This window comes from Nonomuraea sp. NPDC049421 (assembly GCF_040677005.1).
Lineage (GTDB): Bacteria > Actinomycetota > Actinomycetes > Streptosporangiales > Streptosporangiaceae > Nonomuraea > Nonomuraea salmonea.
On sequence record NZ_JBFAQA010000003.1, the window covers coordinates 55,722 to 73,644 of the forward strand.

The window sequence follows — 17,923 nt, forward strand, 5'->3', positions numbered from 1 at the left end:
CGCCCGCCGTCCCGGTGCTTTCCCCTGGCATCGGGGCGGCGGGCCTCCCCCCTTCTACGCCTCCGGCAGCACGTCGCGCAGCAGCCGGCGGCCGCCTGGACGGCGTTTCCACTCGCGCGGGTAGCCGAGCGACACCTCCTCGAAGCGCACGCCGTCGTGGCGGGTGACGCGCGGGATGTGCAGGTGGCCGTAGATCATCGCGGCCGTGGGGTGGCGTACGTGCCAGCCGGCCGTGGCCGTGGTGCCGCACCACTGGGCGAACTCGGGGTAGCGCAGGATGTCGGTCGGCTCGCGTACCAGGGGGTAGTGGTTGACGAAGACCAGCGGCACGTCGTCGTCCAGCTCGGCCAGCCGGCGCTCGGTGCGCGCCACGCGGTCGCGGCACCAGGCGTCGCGGGTGGGGTGGGGGTCGGGGTGGAGCAGGTATTCGTCGGTGCAGACCACACCTGTGCCGTGGGCGTAGGCGAGCGCGCTCTCCTTGGTGGGGTGGCCTTCGGGGAGGAACGTGTAGTCGTACAGGAGGAAGAGCGGCACGATCCGCACCGGGCCGCCCGCGCCCCGCCATAACGGATAGTCGTCCTCCGGCGTGAGGACGCCCAGCTCACGGCAGATGCGCACCAGCTCGTCGTAGCGGGCCACGCCGCGCAGCTCGGGTGGGTCGCCGGGCGGCGTCCACAGCTCGTGGTTGCCCGGCACCCACACCACCCGCTCGAACCGGCCGGCCAGCAGGCCCAGCGCCCACCGGATGTCGGCCAGCCGCTCGCCCACGTCGCCGGCCACCAGCAGCCAGTCGCCGGGCGCGAGCGGTTTCAGCTCCTCCACGATGGCGCGGTTCTCGGGGTAGGCGACGTGCAGGTCGCTGACGGCGAGCAGTCTGGCGTCCGGCAACGGGGGTCTCCTTTCCTGCTGCTCCTAAAAGGATGTCACGTCGGGCGTCCCCGGTGATCGCAGCAGCACGTGGCAGGCGAGTTGCAGGGCGAGCCTGGCCGGGGCGTCGTCGAGGTCGAAGCCGGCCGCCTTGATGCGTTCGAGCCTGGTCGTGATCGTGTTGCGGTGCACGCCGAGCCGTTCGGCGGCGCGCAGCGCGCCGCCCTCGTCCAGCACCGCGGCCAGCGTCTCCAGCAGCGTGCCGTCCTTGTCGACGGCCAGCAGCGGGCGCAGCACGACCTCCGCGGGCGCCCGCAGCCCGCCGACCGGCAGCGCGCCCAGCAGCTCGGCGGGGCCCATGCGGTCGGCCCGCGCCACCGTGCCGGGCGCGGCGACGAACGCCGCCGCCTGCGCGCCCAGCAGCGACTCCTCCGCCGCGGCGAGCCCGTCCACCTGGGCTCCGACGCCCGCGGCGGCCGGCCACGGCATCGCGGGGAGGCAGCGCAGCAGCCGTTCGGCGACGTCCTGCGGCGGCAGCGCCGACCAGCCCGCCCAGCCGCCGGCCCGCACCAGCACCGGCACCTGACCGAGCGCGGCGGCGATCAGCGGGCCGGCGGGCACCGGGTCGGCCGGCGCCTCGGCCAGCGGGCGCACGTGGTAGGCGGTCAGCGGGCCGCGCACCGCCCAGCCCAGCGCGACCGCCGCCGCCTCCTCCTCTTCCTCGACCGGCGCGCCCGGCCGCTTCGCCTCCCGCAGCAGCCGCTCGGCCAGCGACGCCTGCAGCGCGAAGTCGTGCGAGGCGCGCAGCCGCTCGCCGGCCGCCCACGCCGTCAGCGGCGCCACCGCGAGCCCGAGCACCGTGCGCACCACGGCGGGCCAGCCGGGCGAGCGGGACGAGCCGGCCGCCACCAGCCGGCCCAGCGCCTCGCCCGCCAGGTCGGGCACCTCCACCTCGACCGACCACCGGCCGCGCCCGGTCTGCGGGTCGAGAGCGTCGCGGCGGCCCGCGAGCGGCAGGCCGTAGCGGTCGAGGAAGGCCACGGCGGTGCCCGGCAGCTCGGCGTTCAGCACGCCCAGCACCCGACGCGGCGAGGTGCCCGCCTCGGCCAGCCGGGTGGCGCAGCGGGCCACGAGCTGGGTGCGGGCCGCGTCGGGACGTGCCGCCGCCGACGCCACGCGTACCGCGACGAGCAGCGGGTCGTCGTCCACGAAGACCAGCGTGACGCCGAGCCGTTCGGCCAGCACCTCGCCCGAGCCCTCGCTGAGCCCGCCCGACGGCGCGATGACGCACGCGGCGGCCTGCTCCCAGGCCCGGCGCATGGCCATCTCGACCGCCCAGCCGCCGCCGGCCGCCGCCCCGCTCAGCACGACCGCCGTGTGCGGCGTGACCGTGGCGAAGACGGCCGGCTCGTCCACGATGCGCACGCCGCGTACGGGATGCTCGCCCGCGCCGTACATGCGGGCGCCCGCCAGCGGCCCCGCGTTGACCAGCTCGGCCACCGTGACGGGGGCCTCCCAGCCGGCCGTCCGTACGCCGCTCACAGCGGGATCCCGAACGCGCGCGGCCCGCCGAGCGCGAGGCCCCGTTCCGTGTGCCACACCGGCGCCGCCCGCACCACCATGATCTCCACCTCCAGGCCGGGCTCGGCCTTGTCCACGTCCACCACCATGCCGTCGAGCAGCGAGATCATGCAGATCTGGTCGGGCACGACGGCCACCACGGCGCCGTCGGCGAGCGCCAGCACCACCTCGTTGTGCGCCTCCAACCGGACCAGCCGGCCGACCTCGGTCTCCCTGATGACGATGGACGACGGCTGCGACGGCAGGCCCATGTCGGAGCCGTGCCCGGTGCTGCCCTCCACCGCGAGTATCCGGCCCCGGCACAGCGTGCGCGCGCCGTACGGGGCCGCCGCCGCGCGCGGCACGCCCGGCTCGCCCGCCCGCATGAGCAGGCTCACCGTGCCGGGCACCACCACCCGCGCGAGGTCACGGGCCGTCATCGGGTAGCAGGCGGCCACCGCCCAGCCGCCGACCGACAGCACGACGGGCCGCAGCAGCTCCTCCACCCGGTCGGCCGCCGTCTCCAGCACCACCAGCTCCCCCGAGCCGCCGGCCAGCGCGAGCGGCGCCGCGCTCACCCCGCCCAGCGTGTACGTCGTCTGCTCCACCAGCGGGAACACCCGCCCCGTCCCGTCGCCGTCCACCAGCGGCACGCCCAGCGCGGCCGCCGCGATCAGCGGGACCAGCGCGTTCTCCGCGGCCAGGTTGAGCGCCACGACCGCGCCCACCCGCTCGCCCAGCCGCCGCTCCAGCGCCCGCACCGCCCGCTCGGGCTCGTCACCGGCGGGCAGTTGCTCGCCCAGCGCGGTCGTCGAGCCGACCAGGCTGACCGCCACGCACACCGTCTCATCGGGCAGCTCGCCGGCCGCCGCCAGCTCCACGCCGCCGCCGACCACCGAGTGCGCCCAGTCCAGCGCCAGGTTGTACGACGACTCCGCCGCCCCCGTCGCGAGCACCCGCGACCCGGCGGAGAGGCGGTCGAGACCGGCGGGGTCGATCAGCCGGACCACAGTTGGCCGCCCGCCGTCACCCGCACCCGGTAGAGCCCGTCGGGCAGGTACGACAGCGGGTTCACCGTCGTCTCCGCGATGCGGGCCGACCCCGGCGCGGCGCCCGCGCTCACCACCCTGGTCAGCGCCTCGTCCCTGGCGTCCTGCAGCATGCGGTCCAGCTCGGCCCTGCCGCGGGCCTGCACGATCCGCTCCACCTGGGCGGCCGGCTCGCCCAGCAGCGCCCCGTACGCCGCCGCCACTCCGTCGGGCACGTCGGGGCCCAGCTCGGCGCGGCCCCGGGCGCGGCTCGCCGTCGCGCCCAGGTCGCAGGCGAGCGGGAAGCGCCGGAAGTAGTGCGCCGACACCACCCCGCCGCCGGAGCGCGCGAAGTAGGCGGGCACGCCGGGCAGCTCCCTGGCGACGTCGTCGGCGATGCGGTCGACCTCGGCCGACAGGGCGGCGTTGCGGATGGTCTCGGCCTCGCGCTCGCGCAGCCCGGGATGGCCGAACTCGTACGACAGGGTGATGCGCGCGCCCGGCACCTCGGCGGCGATGATCGCGGCCACCTCCAGCTCGTGCTCGGGCAGGACCGGCGAGCCCGTGGCGGTCACCGCGAAGTCGAGCAGCCCGCACTCCGCCGCGAACCGGCGTACGGCCTCGGTGTCGAGCGGCGCGAGCCGCCGCCCCGTCACGCTGTGCCCGCCGCGCACGATGGTCGCCACGCCGGGGTCGGCCACCGGCCGCAGCGCCTCGGGGCAGCGTCCGCCCACCCGGATCGCGGCCACCGGCGCCACCGGCGCGCCGGTCAGGTCGAGCGCCACGCACACGCGGGCCGCCGTACGGGCCGCCGCGCGCGACACCGGCCACACCGGCCCGCCCTCGTCCGCCGCCACCAGCATCGGGGGCGGGCCAGGCCCGCCCGCCGTCTCCAGCGCGACGCCGAGTATCACTCCAGCTCGCGCCCTTCCGTCTCGGGCAGCGGCAGCGCCAGCAGCGCCGTGGCCACCATGAACGCGTTGATGATCAGCATGGTAGCGGTGAAGCCGGTGGCGCCCGCGAGCAACGCGCCCACCGTGGAGGGCGCCACGGTGGTGGCGACGAGCTGTGCGGCCGTGGCCCACGAGTAGCCGGTGCCGCGCAGGGCGGTCGGGTAGAACTCGCCGTTCCAGGTGTTCCACACGCCCCAGGCGCCGAGGCTGAAGAACGACAGCACGAAGTTGCCGAGGTAGAGGCCGGTCGTGGAGGAGGCGGTGGCGAACCACAGGCCGCCGAGGGCGGCGGCGGCCACGTACACGAGGAAGACCTTCTTGCGGCCGTAGCGGCCGGTCAGCCAGGAGGCGCTGACGTAGCCGGGGATCATCATGAGCGCGCTCAGCGCCGCGAAGCCGAGCGAGGTCGACAGCGTCAGCCCGCGCTCCTGCAGCAGCGTCGGCAGCCACGTCTGCAACCCCCAGTAGCCCCAGTTGAAGACGAAGTTGAGCGCCAGCATGACCAGGGTGATCCGGCCGAGCCCGCCCTTGAACAGGTCGAGCGGCCGCCCGGCCCGCTCGCTCGCCACGGTGAACGTGGCATCGGCGTCGGGGCTGCCCAGCTCGCGCAGCACCGCCCGCGCCTCCTCCTGCCGGCCGCGTGCGGCCAGCCAGTACGGCGACTCGGGCACCCAGGCCCGCACCGCGAACGCCCACAGCCCGGCCACCGCGCTGGCGATCACCACGACGTGCCAGCCGAGGTCGCCGAGCAGCACGGACGCGCCGATGGCGGCCAGCATGCCGATGGGCCACCCGATCGACAGGTAGACCGCGGCCCGCCCACGGTGCCGGGTGGGCAGCAGCTCCAGGAAGAACGGGAACGTGATCGTGTAGACGCCGGCCAGCGCCAGCCCCGACGCCACCCGCAGCGCCACCAGGGCCTCCGCACTGGTGGCGAAGGCCGAGGCCAGCGCGAGCACCCCGTACGCGAGCAGCGACCAGAACGCGGTCGGCCGGCGTCCGATCCTGTCGGCCACCGGCCCCCAGACCAGCACGCCGGGGATCATGCCGAACGCCACCGCCGACAGCACCACGCCGATGCCCGCCTCGCCGATGCCCAGCTGAGCGCCGAGGTCGCCGGAGACGTAGACGAGCGCGAGCTGCTCCCACGACTCGATGACGAACGCGACGAAGAGCGCGAGCGCGATGAGCACGTGCCGGCGGGTGAACGGCATGCGGTCGAACGCCGCGCCGATGGGCAGCGTCCGCGCTTGGGTGGCGGTCATGGATGCTCCTCGGAGGGGGGCGGAATGCTGGCGGCACCTTACGTCCGGCCTGTGCCGGCGCGGCTGTGCGCGCCGCCCTGCCCGGCCCCCGCGACCTGTGCGGACCGCCCTCCAGGAGCGGTCCGCCGCATCGGTCGCCCGGGTAATAACGGTCCCGGGGGTGGCCCCTGCCACAGGGTCATGCCGGCCGCCCTACTGCGGAGCTTCCAGCCACCGGCGGAGCTTGCCGGCGGCCAGCGCCATGGCGGCCCTGGCGGCGTTGGTGTCGCGCAGCACGTCGAGCATGACGAAGTCGTGCACCATGCCCGCCATCCGCACGGTGGTCACGTCGCCGCCCGCCTCGCGCAGCCGGGCCGCGAACGCCTCGCCCTCGTCGCGCAGCACGTCGGCCTCGTCGGTGATGATGAGCGCGGGCGGCAGGCCGCGCAGCTGCTCGGTGCTCGCCCGCAGCGGCGAGGCGTGCGGGTGGGCCCGCTCGGCCGGGTCGGTGGTGTACTGGTCCCAGAACCACTTCATGCCGTCGCGGTTGAGGTAGTAGCCGGTGGCGAACTGCTGGTAGGAGCCGGTGTCGAAGTTCGCGTCGGTGACGGGGTAGAACGCGAGCTGGCCGCGCAGCCGTACGTCGCCGTGCTCCTTGGCCATCATGGCCAGCACGATCGCCATGTTGCCGCCGACGGAGTCGCCCGCGACCGCCATCCTGGAGGCGTCCAGGTGCTTCTCCGCGCCGTGCCGCATCACCCACTGCGCGGCGGCGTGGTTCTGCTCGATCTGGGTGGGGTACTTCGCCTCGGGCGCCCGGTCGTACTCGGGGAAGACGACCGCGGCGTGGACCCGTGCGGCCAGCTCGCGGACGAGCCGGTCGTGGGTGCGGGCGGAGCCGAAGACCCAGCCGGCGCCGTGGATGTAGAAGATGACCGGCAGCGTGCCTGTGGCGGCCTTCGGCCTGACGATCCGCACCGGCACCGTCCCGGTGGGGCCGCCCTCGACCTGGATCCACTCCTCGTCGATGTCCGGCTTGTGCACGCCGGCGCCGGACTGGAGTTTCTCCAGCAGGTCACGGCCCTGCTGGGGCGGCAGCTCGTAGATGAAGGGCGGCGTGGCGGTGCCCTCGGCGAACTCCTGGGCCGCCCGTTCCAGCACGACCTTGCCGGTGGCGGTCGTTGTCATGGCGATCACCTGCGCCTCTCGTGTTCGGCATGCCAGATGTCTCTGCCTGCCTTTTCCTCCAGGCGATCGCCCTATCGCGTCAAATGTCTCCCAAAGGTGGTTCGCGGCGCAGCTCGTGCTCCAGCTCCTCCAGCTCCGCGCCGCCCGCCATGAGCGCGGTCAGCTCCTGCGGGGTGATGTCCGCCTTGCCGTACTCGCCGATCGCGGTCCCCCTGTTGAGCAGCAGGAACCGGTCGCCCACCGGGTAGGCGTGGTGCGGGTTGTGGGTGATGAAGACGACGCCGAGCCCCCGGTCGCGGGCGCGGGCGATGTAGCGCAGCACCACCCCCGCCTGTTTGACGCCGAGCGCCGAGGTGGGCTCGTCGAGGATGAGCACGCGGGCGCCGAAGTACACCGCCCTGGCGATGGCGACCGACTGGCGCTCGCCGCCCGACAGCGTGCCGACCGGCTGGTCCACGTCGCGGATGTCGATGCCCATCGCGCGCAGCTCGTCGCGCGCCACCCTGCGGGCCTTGGCCACGTCGAAGGCCAGGCCCTTGCGCGGCTCCGAGCCGAGGAAGAAGTTCCGCCAGACCGACATGAGCGGGATCATCGCGAGGTCCTGGTAGACGGTGGCGATGCCGCGGTCGAGCGCGTCGCGGGGGCCGGTCAGCCGCGCCTCCGCGCCGTCCACCAGGTACGCGCCCGCGTCGTGCTGGTGCACCCCCGACAGGATCTTGATCAGCGTGGACTTGCCCGCGCCGTTGTCGCCCAGCACGCAGACCACCTGGCCGGCCGCCACGCTCATCGACACCTCGCGCAGCGCCAGCACCGAGCCGAACGTCTTGCCGATGCCGCGGGTCGCCAGGATCGGGGTCAATGCCGCACCTCCTCGGCGTAGCGCCGGACCAGCCGGTTGGCCAGCGTCGCCAGCAGCAGCATCGCGCCCAGGAAGAAGGTGAACCAGTCGGCGTCCCAGCCGAGGAACACGATGCCCTTGTCGGCCATCCCGAAGATCAGCGCGCCGATGGCGGCGCCGATCGCGGAGCCGTACCCGCCGGTGAGCAGGCAGCCGCCGATGACGGCCGCGATGATGTAGATGAACTCCTGGCCGATGCCGATGTTGGCCTGCACCGACGTGTAGCGCAGCGCCAGCATCGAGCCGACCAGCCAGGCGGCGAACGCCGTCGTCATGAACAGCGCGATCTTCGTACGGGCGGCGGGCACGCCCACCGCGCGCGCCGCCTGCTCGTTGCCGCCGACCGCGAAGATCCAGTTGCCCGCCCGCGACCGCATGAGCACCCAGGTCGCCACCGCCGTCATCACGATCCACCACAGGATCGCCACCCGGAACGAGGTGCCGCCCACGTCGATGGTGCCGGCGAAGATCGCGTTGGCCACCTCGAAGCCCTCGGCCCTGCGCAGGCCGCTGACCTGGACGGTGCCGGTGATCGCCTTGGTGACGCCCAGGTTGACGCCCTGCAGCATGAGGAACGTGCCCAGCGTGACGATGAAGCTGGGCAGCCGGGTCCTGGTGACCACGAGCCCGTTGGCGAACCCGACCGCCAGCGCCACGACCAGCCCCACGAGCATGGCCGTCCAGACGTCGAAGCCGAACCTGGTGGCCAGCGTCACCAGCACCAGCCCGCTCGTCCCGGTGAGCACGCCGGCCGACAGGTCGAACTCGCCGCCGATCATCAGCAGCGCCACCGCGACCGCCATGATGCCCAGCGTCGCGGCCGGGTCGAGCCAGTTGGCGATGCCGTCGGGCGAGCGGAACACCGGCGACTGCGCGGCGAAGAACGCGAAGACCACCACCAGCCCGACCACCGCGCCGAGCTCCGGCCTGATGAGCAGGCGGCGGGCCAGTCCGACCCGGGCCACCCGCTCGTCCGCCGCCACCGTCATCGTGTGCCCGCCTCCGCCAGCTCGGCCACCTGCGCCGCGTTGTCCTTGGTGACGAACCCCGGCCCGGTGTTGACCGGCAGGCCGCCGCCGACCGTGTTGAGGTTGGACTTGTAGAGGGTGAGGAACGTGATCGGCAGGTAGCCCTGGAGGTACTGCTGCTGGTCCACGGCGAACAGGATCTCGCCGTCGTTGATCGCGCTCACCACGTCCGCCGACAGGTCGAACGTGGCCAGCTTGGCCTGTGAGCCGGCGTCCTTGATGGCGTCCCTGGCGGCGACCGCGACGGCCGGGTTCAGCGCCAGCACGCCGTTGACCTGCTGGTCGGTCTGGAGTTTGGCGGCGACCTTGGAGGTGACGTCGGCGAGGTTGCTGACGTTGACCTGCAGCCGCTCGACCGTGCCGCCGAGCGTCTCCTCCGCGCCCTTGCAGCGCTGGTCGAGCCCGACGTTGCCGGCCTCGTGGATCACGCACAGCAGCTTGGTGACGCCGGCCGCCTTGAGCTGCTCGCCCGCGCCGCGGCCTGCGACGTCCTCCGACTGGCCGACGTGGGTGAGCGCGCCGAACTCCTTGGAGGAGTCGGCGCCGGAGTTGACGGTGACCACCGGGATCTTGGCGGCGACGGCCTTGCCGATGGACTCCTTGAGCGCGTCGGGGTTCGCCATGGAGACGACGATGCCGTCCACCTTCTCCGAGACGGCCTGGTCGATGAGCTGCGACTGCCTGGCCGGGTCGTCGTCGCCCTGGTAGCTGACGGTGACGCCGTACTGCTTGCCCGCGGCCTCGGCGCCGTTCTTGACGACGTCCCAGAAGGAGTCGCCGGCGGCGGCGTGGGTGATGACGGCGTAGCGGCCGTCGCCCGCCTGCGCCGCCGTGGCGGGCGGCGCGCTGCTGCTCTCACCGCCTCCGCCGCCGGAGGAGCAGCCGCTGAGGGTGAGCGCTCCCAGCAGGGCCAGCACGATCGGGGTACGTCTCACGAGACACCTCCAGAACCATCGGGCTCGCCCTGGTTGTACCTCAATATCAACTTCATGTATAGACATGCTGACCAATGCCGTCAGCGCGTACCGTCTATGCCCTGGTACGCGCCCTGAACGTGCGCCGGTAGGCGTCGGGGGCCACGCCGACCGTGCGGCCGAAGTGGCGGCGCAGCGTCGTCGCGGTGCCCATGCCGGTGGCCGCCGCGATGCGCTCAACGCTGTCGTCGGTGACCTCCAGCAGCTCCTGGGCGCGGCGGACGCGCTGGGTCAGCAGCCAGCGCAGCGGCGTGGTGCCGGTGACCGCCCTGAAGTGGCGGCCCAGGTTGCGGGCGCTCATGTTCGCCCTGCGGGCCAGGTCCTCGACCGTCAGCGGCTGGTCGAGCCTGGCCAGCACCCACGGGAACAGCTCGCCGAGCGGGTGGTCGCCGCGCTCCGGCACCGGCGTGGTGACGAACTGGGCCTGGCCGCCCTCCCGGTGCGGCGGCACCACCAGGCGGCGGGCCACCGCGTTGGCGGCCGACGAGCCGTGGTCGCGGCGGACGAGGTGCAGGCACAGGTCGAGGGCGGCGGCCTTGCCCGCCGAGGTGAGCACGCTGCCGTTGTCGACGTACAGGACGTCGGGGTGCACCTCGACGCGGGGGTGGCGGGCGGCCAGCACGCCGGTGTGCGCCCAGTGCGTGGTGGCCCGCCGCCCGTCCAGCAGCCCGGCGGCGGCCAGCACGAACGCGCCCGTGCACAGCGAGGCCACCCTGGCGCCCGCCTCGTGGGCCGCGCGGACCGCCGCGACCAGGTCGGCGGGCGGGTCGACGTCGATGTCCGCCCAGCCGGGGACGATCACGGTGCCGGCCCGGGCCAGCGCGTCGAGGCCGCGCTCCGGCTCCACCAGGAACCGGCCGACCCTGACCGCCTCCTGGCCGCACAGGACCAGCTCGTACCAGTCCTCGGCCGGGCCGCCGCCGAAGACCTCGTACGCCAGCGACAGCTCCAGGTGCAGCATGCCGTCGGTGACGGCCAGCGCGACGGTGTGCATGTCCGAAAGTGTACGGGTGACGGCGTTCCCGACACTCGTGCCCGGCGATCACCGTCGCCAGGATGGTCACCGATGACGAACGAGGAGGACATCATGGCGGTGGCGGTCTACGGCGCGTACGGGCACACCGGGCGTTTCGTGCTGACGGAGCTGCAGGAGCGCGGGCTCGTCCCGATCGCCTCGGGGCGCGACACGATCAAGCTGAAGGAGCTGGCGGCGGCCGACCCGGGGCTGCTCACCCGGCAGGCGTCCACCGACGACCCGGACGCGCTGGACCGCGCCCTTGCGGGCGCCACGGCGGTGATCAACTGCGCCGGGCCCTTCGCCACGACGGCGGCGCCCTTGATCGAGGCCGCGCTGCGGGCCGGCATCCCGTACGTGGACGTGGCGGCCGAGATCGAGGCCAACCTGGACACGTTCGCGCACTTCGCCGAGCGCGCCCGCGCGGCCGGCACCGTGGTGCTGCCCGCGATGGCGTTCTACGGCGGCCTCGGCGACCTGCTGGCGACGGCCGCGATGCGCGAGTGGACGGCGGCCGACGAGGCGCACGTCGCGTACGGGCTGAGCGGCTGGCGGCCCACCGAGGGCACCCGCCTGGCCGGCGCCGTCTCCCGGGAGCGGCGCGGCGGCCGGCGCGTGCGCTACACCGGCGGGCGCGTCGAGTACCACGACGACCAGCCGCCCGCGCTCGACTGGGACTTCCCCGAGCCGCTCGGCACCCGGGCGGTGATCGGTGAGTTCTCGATGGCCGACATCGTCACCATCCCCAGCCACCTGCGGATCCCCGAGGTGCGTTCGTACATGGCGGCCGAGGCGGCCCGGGAGCTGGCCGCCCCCGCGGCGGCCGACGAGCGCGACAGGCCGGCGGAGACGTTCCTGGTGGACGTCGTCGTCCGCGCGGGCGGCGAGGAGCGGCGGGCGGTGGCCCGTGGCCACGACATCTACGCCGTCAGCGCGCCGCTCGCGGTGGAGGCGGTCGAGCGCATCCTGTCGGGGCGCGTCAGGACCACCGGCGTCGCGTCGGCGGGCGCGCTCTTCGACGCCGCGGACTTCCTGCGCGCCCTGGCCCCGCACCTCTCCTTCGAGCTCGGGCCGGTAGCATAACGATACTTTTCGCTCTGCCATTGGACCGCTCATGACCGCATCGCCACCCGACCTGGTCGAGGTGTTCAAGGCGCTCGCCAACCCCGTGCGCCTGCAGGTGCTGTCGTGGCTGCGCGACCCCGAGCGGCACTTCCCGGAGATCGGCCCGGACGGCGCCGGCGTGTGCGTCAGCCACATCCAGGCCAAGACCGGGCTCGCCCAGTCGACCGTGTCGGCCTACATGGCCGCGCTGGAGCGGGCCGGGCTGGTGCGCTCGACCCGCATCGGCAAGTGGACGCACTACCGGCGCGACGAGGAGCGCATCGCCGCGTTCGTCGCGGTGCTCGGCCACTCGCTCTAGGGGGCCGAGTCCGTCCAGGTGTGCGCGCCGGCGGTCACGGTGGCGGTCACGGTGCTTGCGGCGGCGCCCACCTCGTACGGCTTCGTCAGGTCCACCGAGGCGGCCTCCAGCGTCGCCCGGCTGAGCGTGACCGCGACCCCCTGACCTGAGAGCGCGGGCTTGACGGCCGCCGTCTTCCCGAAGGCGTCCACGGTCCACGCTCCCTTGGCGCCCGTCAGCGTGACCGTCCCGCTCTGGCCGGACTGCGTGAACGTGACCGTCCACTGCCCGGCGCCGTCCGCCGGGACCGCGCCGCCGGTCACCCACTCCACCGTCACGCTGTCCTCGCCGCCCTTGGCCACCGCCGCCAGCAGATCCGCGTACGGTGGCGCCTTGCCGGCGTCCGGGGTGCCCGGCTTGGCGTCGCCGGCCGCGTCCCGCACGGCGGCGCCATGGAACGGCGGCTCCTCCGGCTTCGGGGCGCGGCAGGTGAGGTCGGCCCTGGTCGTCCGGTCCGACCTGACCTTGGCCAGCGTCCAGCACTTGGTGTCCCCTAGCGCCGTCTGGAGGCGGTAGCCGCCCGGCAGGAGGGAGAAGCGGTAGCCGTCGCGGCCGGCCTTGCGCTGCGCCACGCGCTTGCCCTTGTCGGTGAAGACCTGCACCATGCCGGGCTGGTAGTCCTTGGACGCGCCCGCGTACCTGATGCCGCCCACGATCGCGCCCTCCTCGGGGGTGGGGGTGGGTTCCGTGGGCTCGACGGTCGGGGGTTTCGTGGTGGTCTCCGGGGTCTCGCTCGGCTCGGGGTCCTTCGTGTGCGTCACGAGGTCGGGGGTGGGGTCGGACGGGGTGGCGGGCACCGGCGTCACCTCGGCTCCGGCCTGGGACGGCGTCCGGGGCTGGTCGTCAGGGAGCAGCGCCCAGACGGCGGCAGCGGCGATGCCGGCGGCGGCCAGCGCGCCCGCGGTCGCGGCACCGCGCCGCCGGGCGGCCCTTCTCCCGGCGCCGGCCCGCGCGCGGGTGGTCTTCTCCGCCACATGCCCGGCCGTGTCACCCGCACCGGTCTCGGACCGGCTCGGCGCCGGCTCCTCTGTCGAGGGGGTCACCGGGAAACCGTCCGTCAGCGGCGAGTCGGCGGCCACCTCCCCCGACAGCGCGCGGGCCGCAGCGGCCAGGGCTCCCGCGGTGGGCCAGCGGGCTGCCGGATCCTTGGCCAGGGCCCGCATCACGACCTCCGCGACCGCCGGGGGAACGTCCGCCGGCAGCGGCGGTGGCGGGTCATGGACGTGCTGGAGCGCGATCGCGACCGCGTTGTCCCCGTGGAAGGGCGGCCGGCCCGACAGGCACTCGTACGCGACGACGCCCAGGGCGTACACGTCCATGGCCGCGCTCGGCTCGGCGCCCTCCGCCTGCTCGGGCGCACAGTACGTGGCGGTGCCCAGCACGATGCCCGAGGCCGTCAGCTTGTGCCCCTCGGCCGCGCGGGCGATGCCGAAGTCGGTCAGCACGACGCTGCCGTCGGCCCTGACGATGAGGTTGCCCGGCTTGACGTCGCGGTGCACCACACCGGCGTCGTGCGCGGCCTGCAGCGCCTCGGCCGTCTGGGCGACGAGGTCCATCGTGGCGCCGGCCGAGATGCGCCCCCTGCGCTCCAGCAGCAGGTGCAGCGGCTCCCCGTCGAGGTACTTCATCACCAGGTACGGCGTGCGCCGCCCGTCCACGTCCGCGATCCCGTAGTCGAACACCCCGACCACCCCGGGATGCTCGACGGTCGCCATCGACCTGGCCTCGGCGTGGAACCTGGCCGCCGCGTCCCCGTCGAGCCCCGCGCGTATGGTCTTCACCGCGACGACCCGGTCGAGCAGGACGTCCAGGGCCCGCCAGACCTCGCCGTGCCCCCCGCTGCCCAGCCGCGACAGCAGGCGGTAGCGACCCGCCAGCACGGTCTCCGGCATGATCATGTTCGTCCGGCCCACCTTTCACTCCAATACGCCCCCGTTCTCTTGAAGACGTCCGAAGCGGCGAAACGGTTCGGCGATCCACGGAATCGGCACAACGGGCGGGCCCGGCGCTGCACCTATACTTCGGAGCCGGACTTCCGCTCAAAAGGCGTAGGGAGGGCCGCGTGCCCGGGCAACGGTCGATCACCCAGGCGGAGAAACTGGTCGAGGCGAAGCTCGGCGGCACGCCGATCGACCGGGAGCGCATGGCCCTGGTAGCCAACATCTACCGCGCCGCCACCGCGGTCCGCCACCATCTCGAGAGCGCCGTCCTGCGCAGTGGCGACCTCACCTGGACCGCGTTCGTGGTGCTGTGGGTGATCTGGATCTGGGGCGAGCCGGAGAGCCGCCACGTGGCCCGCGAGTCGGGCATCTCCAAGGGCACGCTGACCGGCGTCCTGCACACGCTGGAGTCGCGCGGGCTGGTCGAGCGCCACCGGCATCCCTCCGACGGCCGCCTCGTGCTGGTACGCCTGACCGCCGCGGGCGAGGAGTTCATGCGGGGGTCGCTGCCCGCGTTCAACGCCGAGGAGTCGTTCATCACCTCCCGCCTCGACCGCGACGCCTGCCTGGCGCTGACCGACGGGCTGCGCCAGGTCGTCCTGCAGGTGGAGGAGCACGGCGAGGAGCGGCGGCTCGCCCTCCTCGGCGGCGCCGAGCCCGCGCCGCGCCGCAGCGGACGCCGCCGCCGATCCTGAAAGTGCAACCAGCTTCGCCCGGGGGTGTACCTAGGTGCATTCCCCGGCCATCGCGCCGCTCCTAGCGTCGGTGGGGTCTGAATTCTCCCCCTCCCATGCATGACCAGGAGTTGTTGACATGAGTGATGTGACGCGCCGGCGGCTGCTCGGCGGTACGGCGGCGCTGGGCGGCGTGGTCACCGCGGGCCTGATCCCCGCGCTGCCGGCCGCCGCCGCGGCACCCGGGAAGGGAGCCGGTCCCGGCCCCGTCCGCATCGGGCAGAAGGACCCGCGCTACGCCGATCTCGCCGTCCGCGGCACGAACCAGCGCTTCCGTCCCAAGCCCGAGTACTTCCAGGTGGTCGGCTCCACCGAGCAGGTGGTGAAAGCCGTGGGCGACGCGGTGCGCGCCGGCAGGCGGGTGACCGTGCGCAGCGGCGGCCACTGCTACGAGAACTTCGTCGGCGACGGCTCGCAGGTCGTCATCGACATGTGCGAGATGAACGAGGTCTCCTTCGACGAGCGGCGCGGCGCGTTCATGGTCCAGCCCGGCGCGACGCTGATGGACGTGTACCGGACGCTCCACCTCGGCTGGGGCGTGACGCTGCCCGGCGGCCAGTGCGGCACGGTCGCGGCCGGCGGGCACATCGTGGGTGGCGGCTACGGCGCCCTGTCCCGCCGGCACGGGCTCACCATCGACTACCTGCACGCCGTCGAGGTCGTGGTGGTGGACAAGCCGGGCCGGGCCCGCGCCGTCGTCGCCACCCGCGACCCGCGCGACCCCCACCACGACCTGTGGTGGGCGCACACCGGGGCCGGCGGCGGCAACTTTGGCATCGTCACCCGCTACTGGCTGCGCGACCCGAAGGCCATGGGGAACGACCCCACGAAGCTGCTGCCCCGGCCGCCCGCCGAACTGCTCACCGGGGTCGCCGTCTGGTCGTGGCAGGGCATGACGAAGGAGGCGTTCCGCCGGTTGCTGCGCAACCACGGCGCCTGGCACGAGCGCAACAGCGACCCGTCCTCGCCGTACGCGTCGCTGTTCGGGGTGCTGATGGTGAACGGCAGGAGCGACGGCGCCGACCCCGGCGGCATCGTCCTGGCCTGCCAGATGGACGCCACCGGGGCCGACGCCGAGAAGCGCATGAAGGACTTCATCGCCGCCGTGGGCGAGGGCGTCACACCGGCCGCGACGGTCCTGCCGATCGGGCGGCAGCCCTGGTACCAGGCGATCCGCTCGTTCGCGCTCAGCGAGGGCGAGCAGTCCAGCCACTTCAAGGTCAAGTCCGGATATTTGCGGAAACGCTTCACCGACCGGCAGATCGACGTCGCCTACGACCACCTGAGCAAGCCCGCCTCGACGACGCGGGCGCTGTGGGCGGTGTCGTACGGCGGCCAGGTCAACACCGTCCCCTCCACCGCCACCGCCACCGCGGAACGCGACTCCATCCTCAAGGTCTTCTGCCTGGCCAGCTGGCAGGACAGCAAGGACGACGACACCCAGCTCCGATGGGTACGGGAGTTCCACCGGGACCTGTACGCGACGACCGGGGGCGTACCGGTGCCGGGGGGCAACTGCGGCGGCGCCTACATCAACTACCCCGACACCGACCACGCCGACCCGAAGTGGAACACCTCCGGCGTCCCCTGGACGACGCTGTACTTCGGCGCGAACTACCCGCGGTTGCAGCGCGTGAAGGCCCGCTGGGACCCGAAGAACGTCTTCCACCACGCCATGTCCATCCGCCTCCCCGCCTGACGACCAGCCGCGGACTATCGGCCGCCCGTCCCGGGCACGAGCACGCCCCGCCGCCGGCCGGATCCGGAGGCCCCGCCGCCACCTGTTCCCCCTCACGGCCATCCACGCGGTCACCCACGCGGTCCTGGTGGTGGCGGGCTCCCCTGCGGTCAGCCGATCCAGAACTGCAAGGTGAACAGGCGCACTCGGAAGATGTCGCGCGGGAACGCGGGGTCGTCGACATTGACCGGAGCCTTCGTGGAGATCCGGACCGGCCACTTCGCGGCCCGGCGGCCCAGGTCGAACAGGGTGTGGTAATCAGCTTCGTCGAAGAAGCTCACCGCGACGATCCGCCCGGACGTCAGAAAGATCTCCCCTTCCCATGACCGCCATGACGGGTCCGGCGGCGGTGGCGGCACGTCCCATAACTCGTAACGCACGTAGGCCTGCACGTCGCGATCGAGTCCGAAGGTCACACCGTTGGGCCCGGTCATGAGCCACGTCGGATACGGATCCCCGAGATGCCAGATGGTCGTCTCGTCCGGGAACATCCCCTCGATGACTTCGAAGTCCGCGACTCCGAAGAGATGCGAGATCCCGGACGGTTCGGTGAACGCTTTCATCGGCTCGGGCATCCTGGCCTGCTCCCGCTTCACGACTGATCGACGATCATGGTCTGAGCGAAGAGTAGCGACGGGCCGGCACAGGAAGCTGACCGTCAGGGGTTGAGGAGTTCGCGGGGCAGGGCTTCTGACCACCATTCTTCGACGCGGGACGGTGGCCAGCCGCGTTCGCTTGTGAGGGTGGTGTAGACGTCGATGTTGCACAGGGCCGCGTAGATGTCGGTGGCGGTGCGGACGGTCAGGTCGGGGCGGAGGGTTCCTGCGGGCCAGGAGGAGAAGACGGCGAGGCGGGTCTCGCCGGCTCGGGCTCGGCTGTCGCGGTAGAACGCGGCCAGGTCCGGCTCCATGCGGGCGGCTTCGCGGAGCGGCACGATGACGTCGCCCGCCTGCTCGAACAGGCGGCGGTCGAAGGCGGCCATCACGGCCAGCTGACGTTCGGGGGTCGCCTCCGGGGCCTCCAGTTCGGCCAGCTGGCGGGCGGGGTCGGCGGACAGGCCGGCGGCGTCCGCCAGTGCCCGGGTCAGGCCGGCCTTGTTGCCGTACACCGCATAGACCGTCGGCACGGACACGCCCGCCTCGCGGGCGACGTCGCGGACGGTCGTCGCGCTCCAGCTCCGTGCGACGAAGAGCCGGCGTGCGGCCTGGGCGATCTCGGCGCGGGTCTCCATCGCCTGCGCCGTGCGGCGCAGCGAGTCGTAGCGGCGCCGGGTCCCCTCTGCGCTCATGACGAG

Annotated in this window: 17 protein-coding genes; 4 read left to right on the forward strand and 13 right to left on the reverse strand. The window is 73.6% G+C overall.

Going from position 1 to position 17,923, the window contains the following annotated elements; genetic code table 11:
• Positions 1–54: 54 nt before the first annotated feature.
• The 10 genes from AB0K18_RS06285 to AB0K18_RS06330 all read right to left on the reverse strand — a co-directional run bounded on the left by AB0K18_RS06285 (position 55) and on the right by AB0K18_RS06330 (position 10,734).
• Positions 55–888: a metallophosphoesterase gene (locus tag AB0K18_RS06285; RefSeq protein WP_364910647.1), complete on the reverse strand. Its 834-nt coding sequence runs from the start codon at positions 886–888 to the stop codon at positions 55–57.
• Positions 889–912: 24 nt separating this feature from the next.
• The gene (locus tag AB0K18_RS06290) at positions 913–2,409 is read right to left on the reverse strand and encodes a helix-turn-helix domain-containing protein (protein WP_364910649.1); all 1,497 of its coding nucleotides are present in this window, start codon (positions 2,407–2,409) and stop codon (positions 913–915) included.
• A complete protein-coding gene (locus AB0K18_RS06295) occupies positions 2,406–3,437 on the reverse strand; it encodes a DUF917 domain-containing protein (RefSeq protein WP_364910652.1) in 1,032 nt (343 codons plus the stop codon). Before AB0K18_RS06295 ends, AB0K18_RS06290 begins: the two co-directional genes overlap by 4 nt.
• Positions 3,425–4,369 carry a hypothetical protein gene (locus AB0K18_RS06300; protein ID WP_364910655.1) on the reverse strand — a complete coding sequence of 315 codons (945 nt, stop codon included), beginning with the start codon at positions 4,367–4,369 and terminating at the stop codon, positions 3,425–3,427. The genes AB0K18_RS06295 and AB0K18_RS06300 overlap by 13 nt, the downstream gene beginning before the upstream one ends.
• On the reverse strand, positions 4,366–5,673 hold the full coding sequence (locus AB0K18_RS06305; protein WP_364910657.1) for an MFS transporter: 1,308 nt from the start codon (positions 5,671–5,673) through the stop codon (positions 4,366–4,368). The genes AB0K18_RS06300 and AB0K18_RS06305 overlap by 4 nt, the downstream gene beginning before the upstream one ends.
• Before the next feature lie 192 nt (positions 5,674–5,865).
• The gene (locus tag AB0K18_RS06310; protein ID WP_364910660.1) at positions 5,866–6,840 is read right to left on the reverse strand and encodes an alpha/beta hydrolase; all 975 of its coding nucleotides are present in this window, start codon (positions 6,838–6,840) and stop codon (positions 5,866–5,868) included.
• A gap of 79 nt (positions 6,841–6,919) precedes the next feature.
• The gene (locus tag AB0K18_RS06315; protein WP_364910663.1) at positions 6,920–7,699 is read right to left on the reverse strand and encodes an ATP-binding cassette domain-containing protein; all 780 of its coding nucleotides are present in this window, start codon (positions 7,697–7,699) and stop codon (positions 6,920–6,922) included.
• Positions 7,696–8,727, reverse strand: a complete 1,032-nt coding sequence (locus tag AB0K18_RS06320) for an ABC transporter permease (protein WP_364910665.1) — start codon at positions 8,725–8,727, stop codon at positions 7,696–7,698. Before AB0K18_RS06320 ends, AB0K18_RS06315 begins: the two co-directional genes overlap by 4 nt.
• The gene (locus AB0K18_RS06325; RefSeq protein WP_364910668.1) at positions 8,724–9,701 is read right to left on the reverse strand and encodes a sugar ABC transporter substrate-binding protein; all 978 of its coding nucleotides are present in this window, start codon (positions 9,699–9,701) and stop codon (positions 8,724–8,726) included. Before AB0K18_RS06325 ends, AB0K18_RS06320 begins: the two co-directional genes overlap by 4 nt.
• Before the next feature lie 94 nt (positions 9,702–9,795).
• A complete protein-coding gene (locus AB0K18_RS06330) occupies positions 9,796–10,734 on the reverse strand; it encodes a helix-turn-helix domain-containing protein (protein ID WP_364910671.1) in 939 nt (312 codons plus the stop codon).
• A 72-nt stretch (positions 10,735–10,806) separates the two neighbouring features.
• On the opposite strand from AB0K18_RS06330, the gene AB0K18_RS06335 reads away from it, so the two are divergent.
• Positions 10,807–11,838: a saccharopine dehydrogenase NADP-binding domain-containing protein gene (locus tag AB0K18_RS06335; protein ID WP_364910674.1), complete on the forward strand. Its 1,032-nt coding sequence runs from the start codon at positions 10,807–10,809 to the stop codon at positions 11,836–11,838.
• A gap of 31 nt (positions 11,839–11,869) precedes the next feature.
• Positions 11,870–12,178 carry a metalloregulator ArsR/SmtB family transcription factor gene (locus tag AB0K18_RS06340; protein ID WP_364910676.1) on the forward strand — a complete coding sequence of 103 codons (309 nt, stop codon included), beginning with the start codon at positions 11,870–11,872 and terminating at the stop codon, positions 12,176–12,178.
• On the opposite strand, the gene AB0K18_RS06345 is transcribed toward AB0K18_RS06340, so the two are convergent.
• Complete coding sequence (locus AB0K18_RS06345; RefSeq protein WP_364910679.1) at positions 12,175–14,115, reverse strand: serine/threonine-protein kinase; 1,941 nt, start codon at positions 14,113–14,115, stop codon at positions 12,175–12,177. The two genes, AB0K18_RS06340 and AB0K18_RS06345, sit on opposite strands and share 4 nt — an antisense overlap.
• A 164-nt stretch (positions 14,116–14,279) precedes the next feature.
• On the opposite strand from AB0K18_RS06345, the gene AB0K18_RS06350 reads away from it, so the two are divergent.
• The gene (locus AB0K18_RS06350) at positions 14,280–14,852 is read left to right on the forward strand and encodes a MarR family transcriptional regulator (RefSeq protein WP_364910682.1); all 573 of its coding nucleotides are present in this window, start codon (positions 14,280–14,282) and stop codon (positions 14,850–14,852) included.
• A gap of 118 nt (positions 14,853–14,970) precedes the next feature.
• Positions 14,971–16,590 (forward strand): FAD-binding oxidoreductase, encoded by a 1,620-nt coding sequence (locus tag AB0K18_RS06355; RefSeq protein ID WP_364910685.1) that lies wholly within the window; start codon positions 14,971–14,973, stop codon positions 16,588–16,590.
• Positions 16,591–16,739: 149 nt separating this feature from the next.
• Here the strand turns inward: AB0K18_RS06355 and AB0K18_RS06360 are convergent, their stop codons facing one another.
• Together AB0K18_RS06360 and AB0K18_RS06365 are read right to left on the reverse strand one after the other, a co-directional pair.
• Complete coding sequence (locus tag AB0K18_RS06360; protein WP_364910688.1) at positions 16,740–17,204, reverse strand: hypothetical protein; 465 nt, start codon at positions 17,202–17,204, stop codon at positions 16,740–16,742.
• Between the two features lie 83 nt (positions 17,205–17,287).
• On the reverse strand, positions 17,288–17,917 hold the full coding sequence (locus tag AB0K18_RS06365) for a helix-turn-helix domain-containing protein (RefSeq protein ID WP_364910691.1): 630 nt from the start codon (positions 17,915–17,917) through the stop codon (positions 17,288–17,290).
• Between the last annotated feature and the right edge of the window lie 6 nt (positions 17,918–17,923).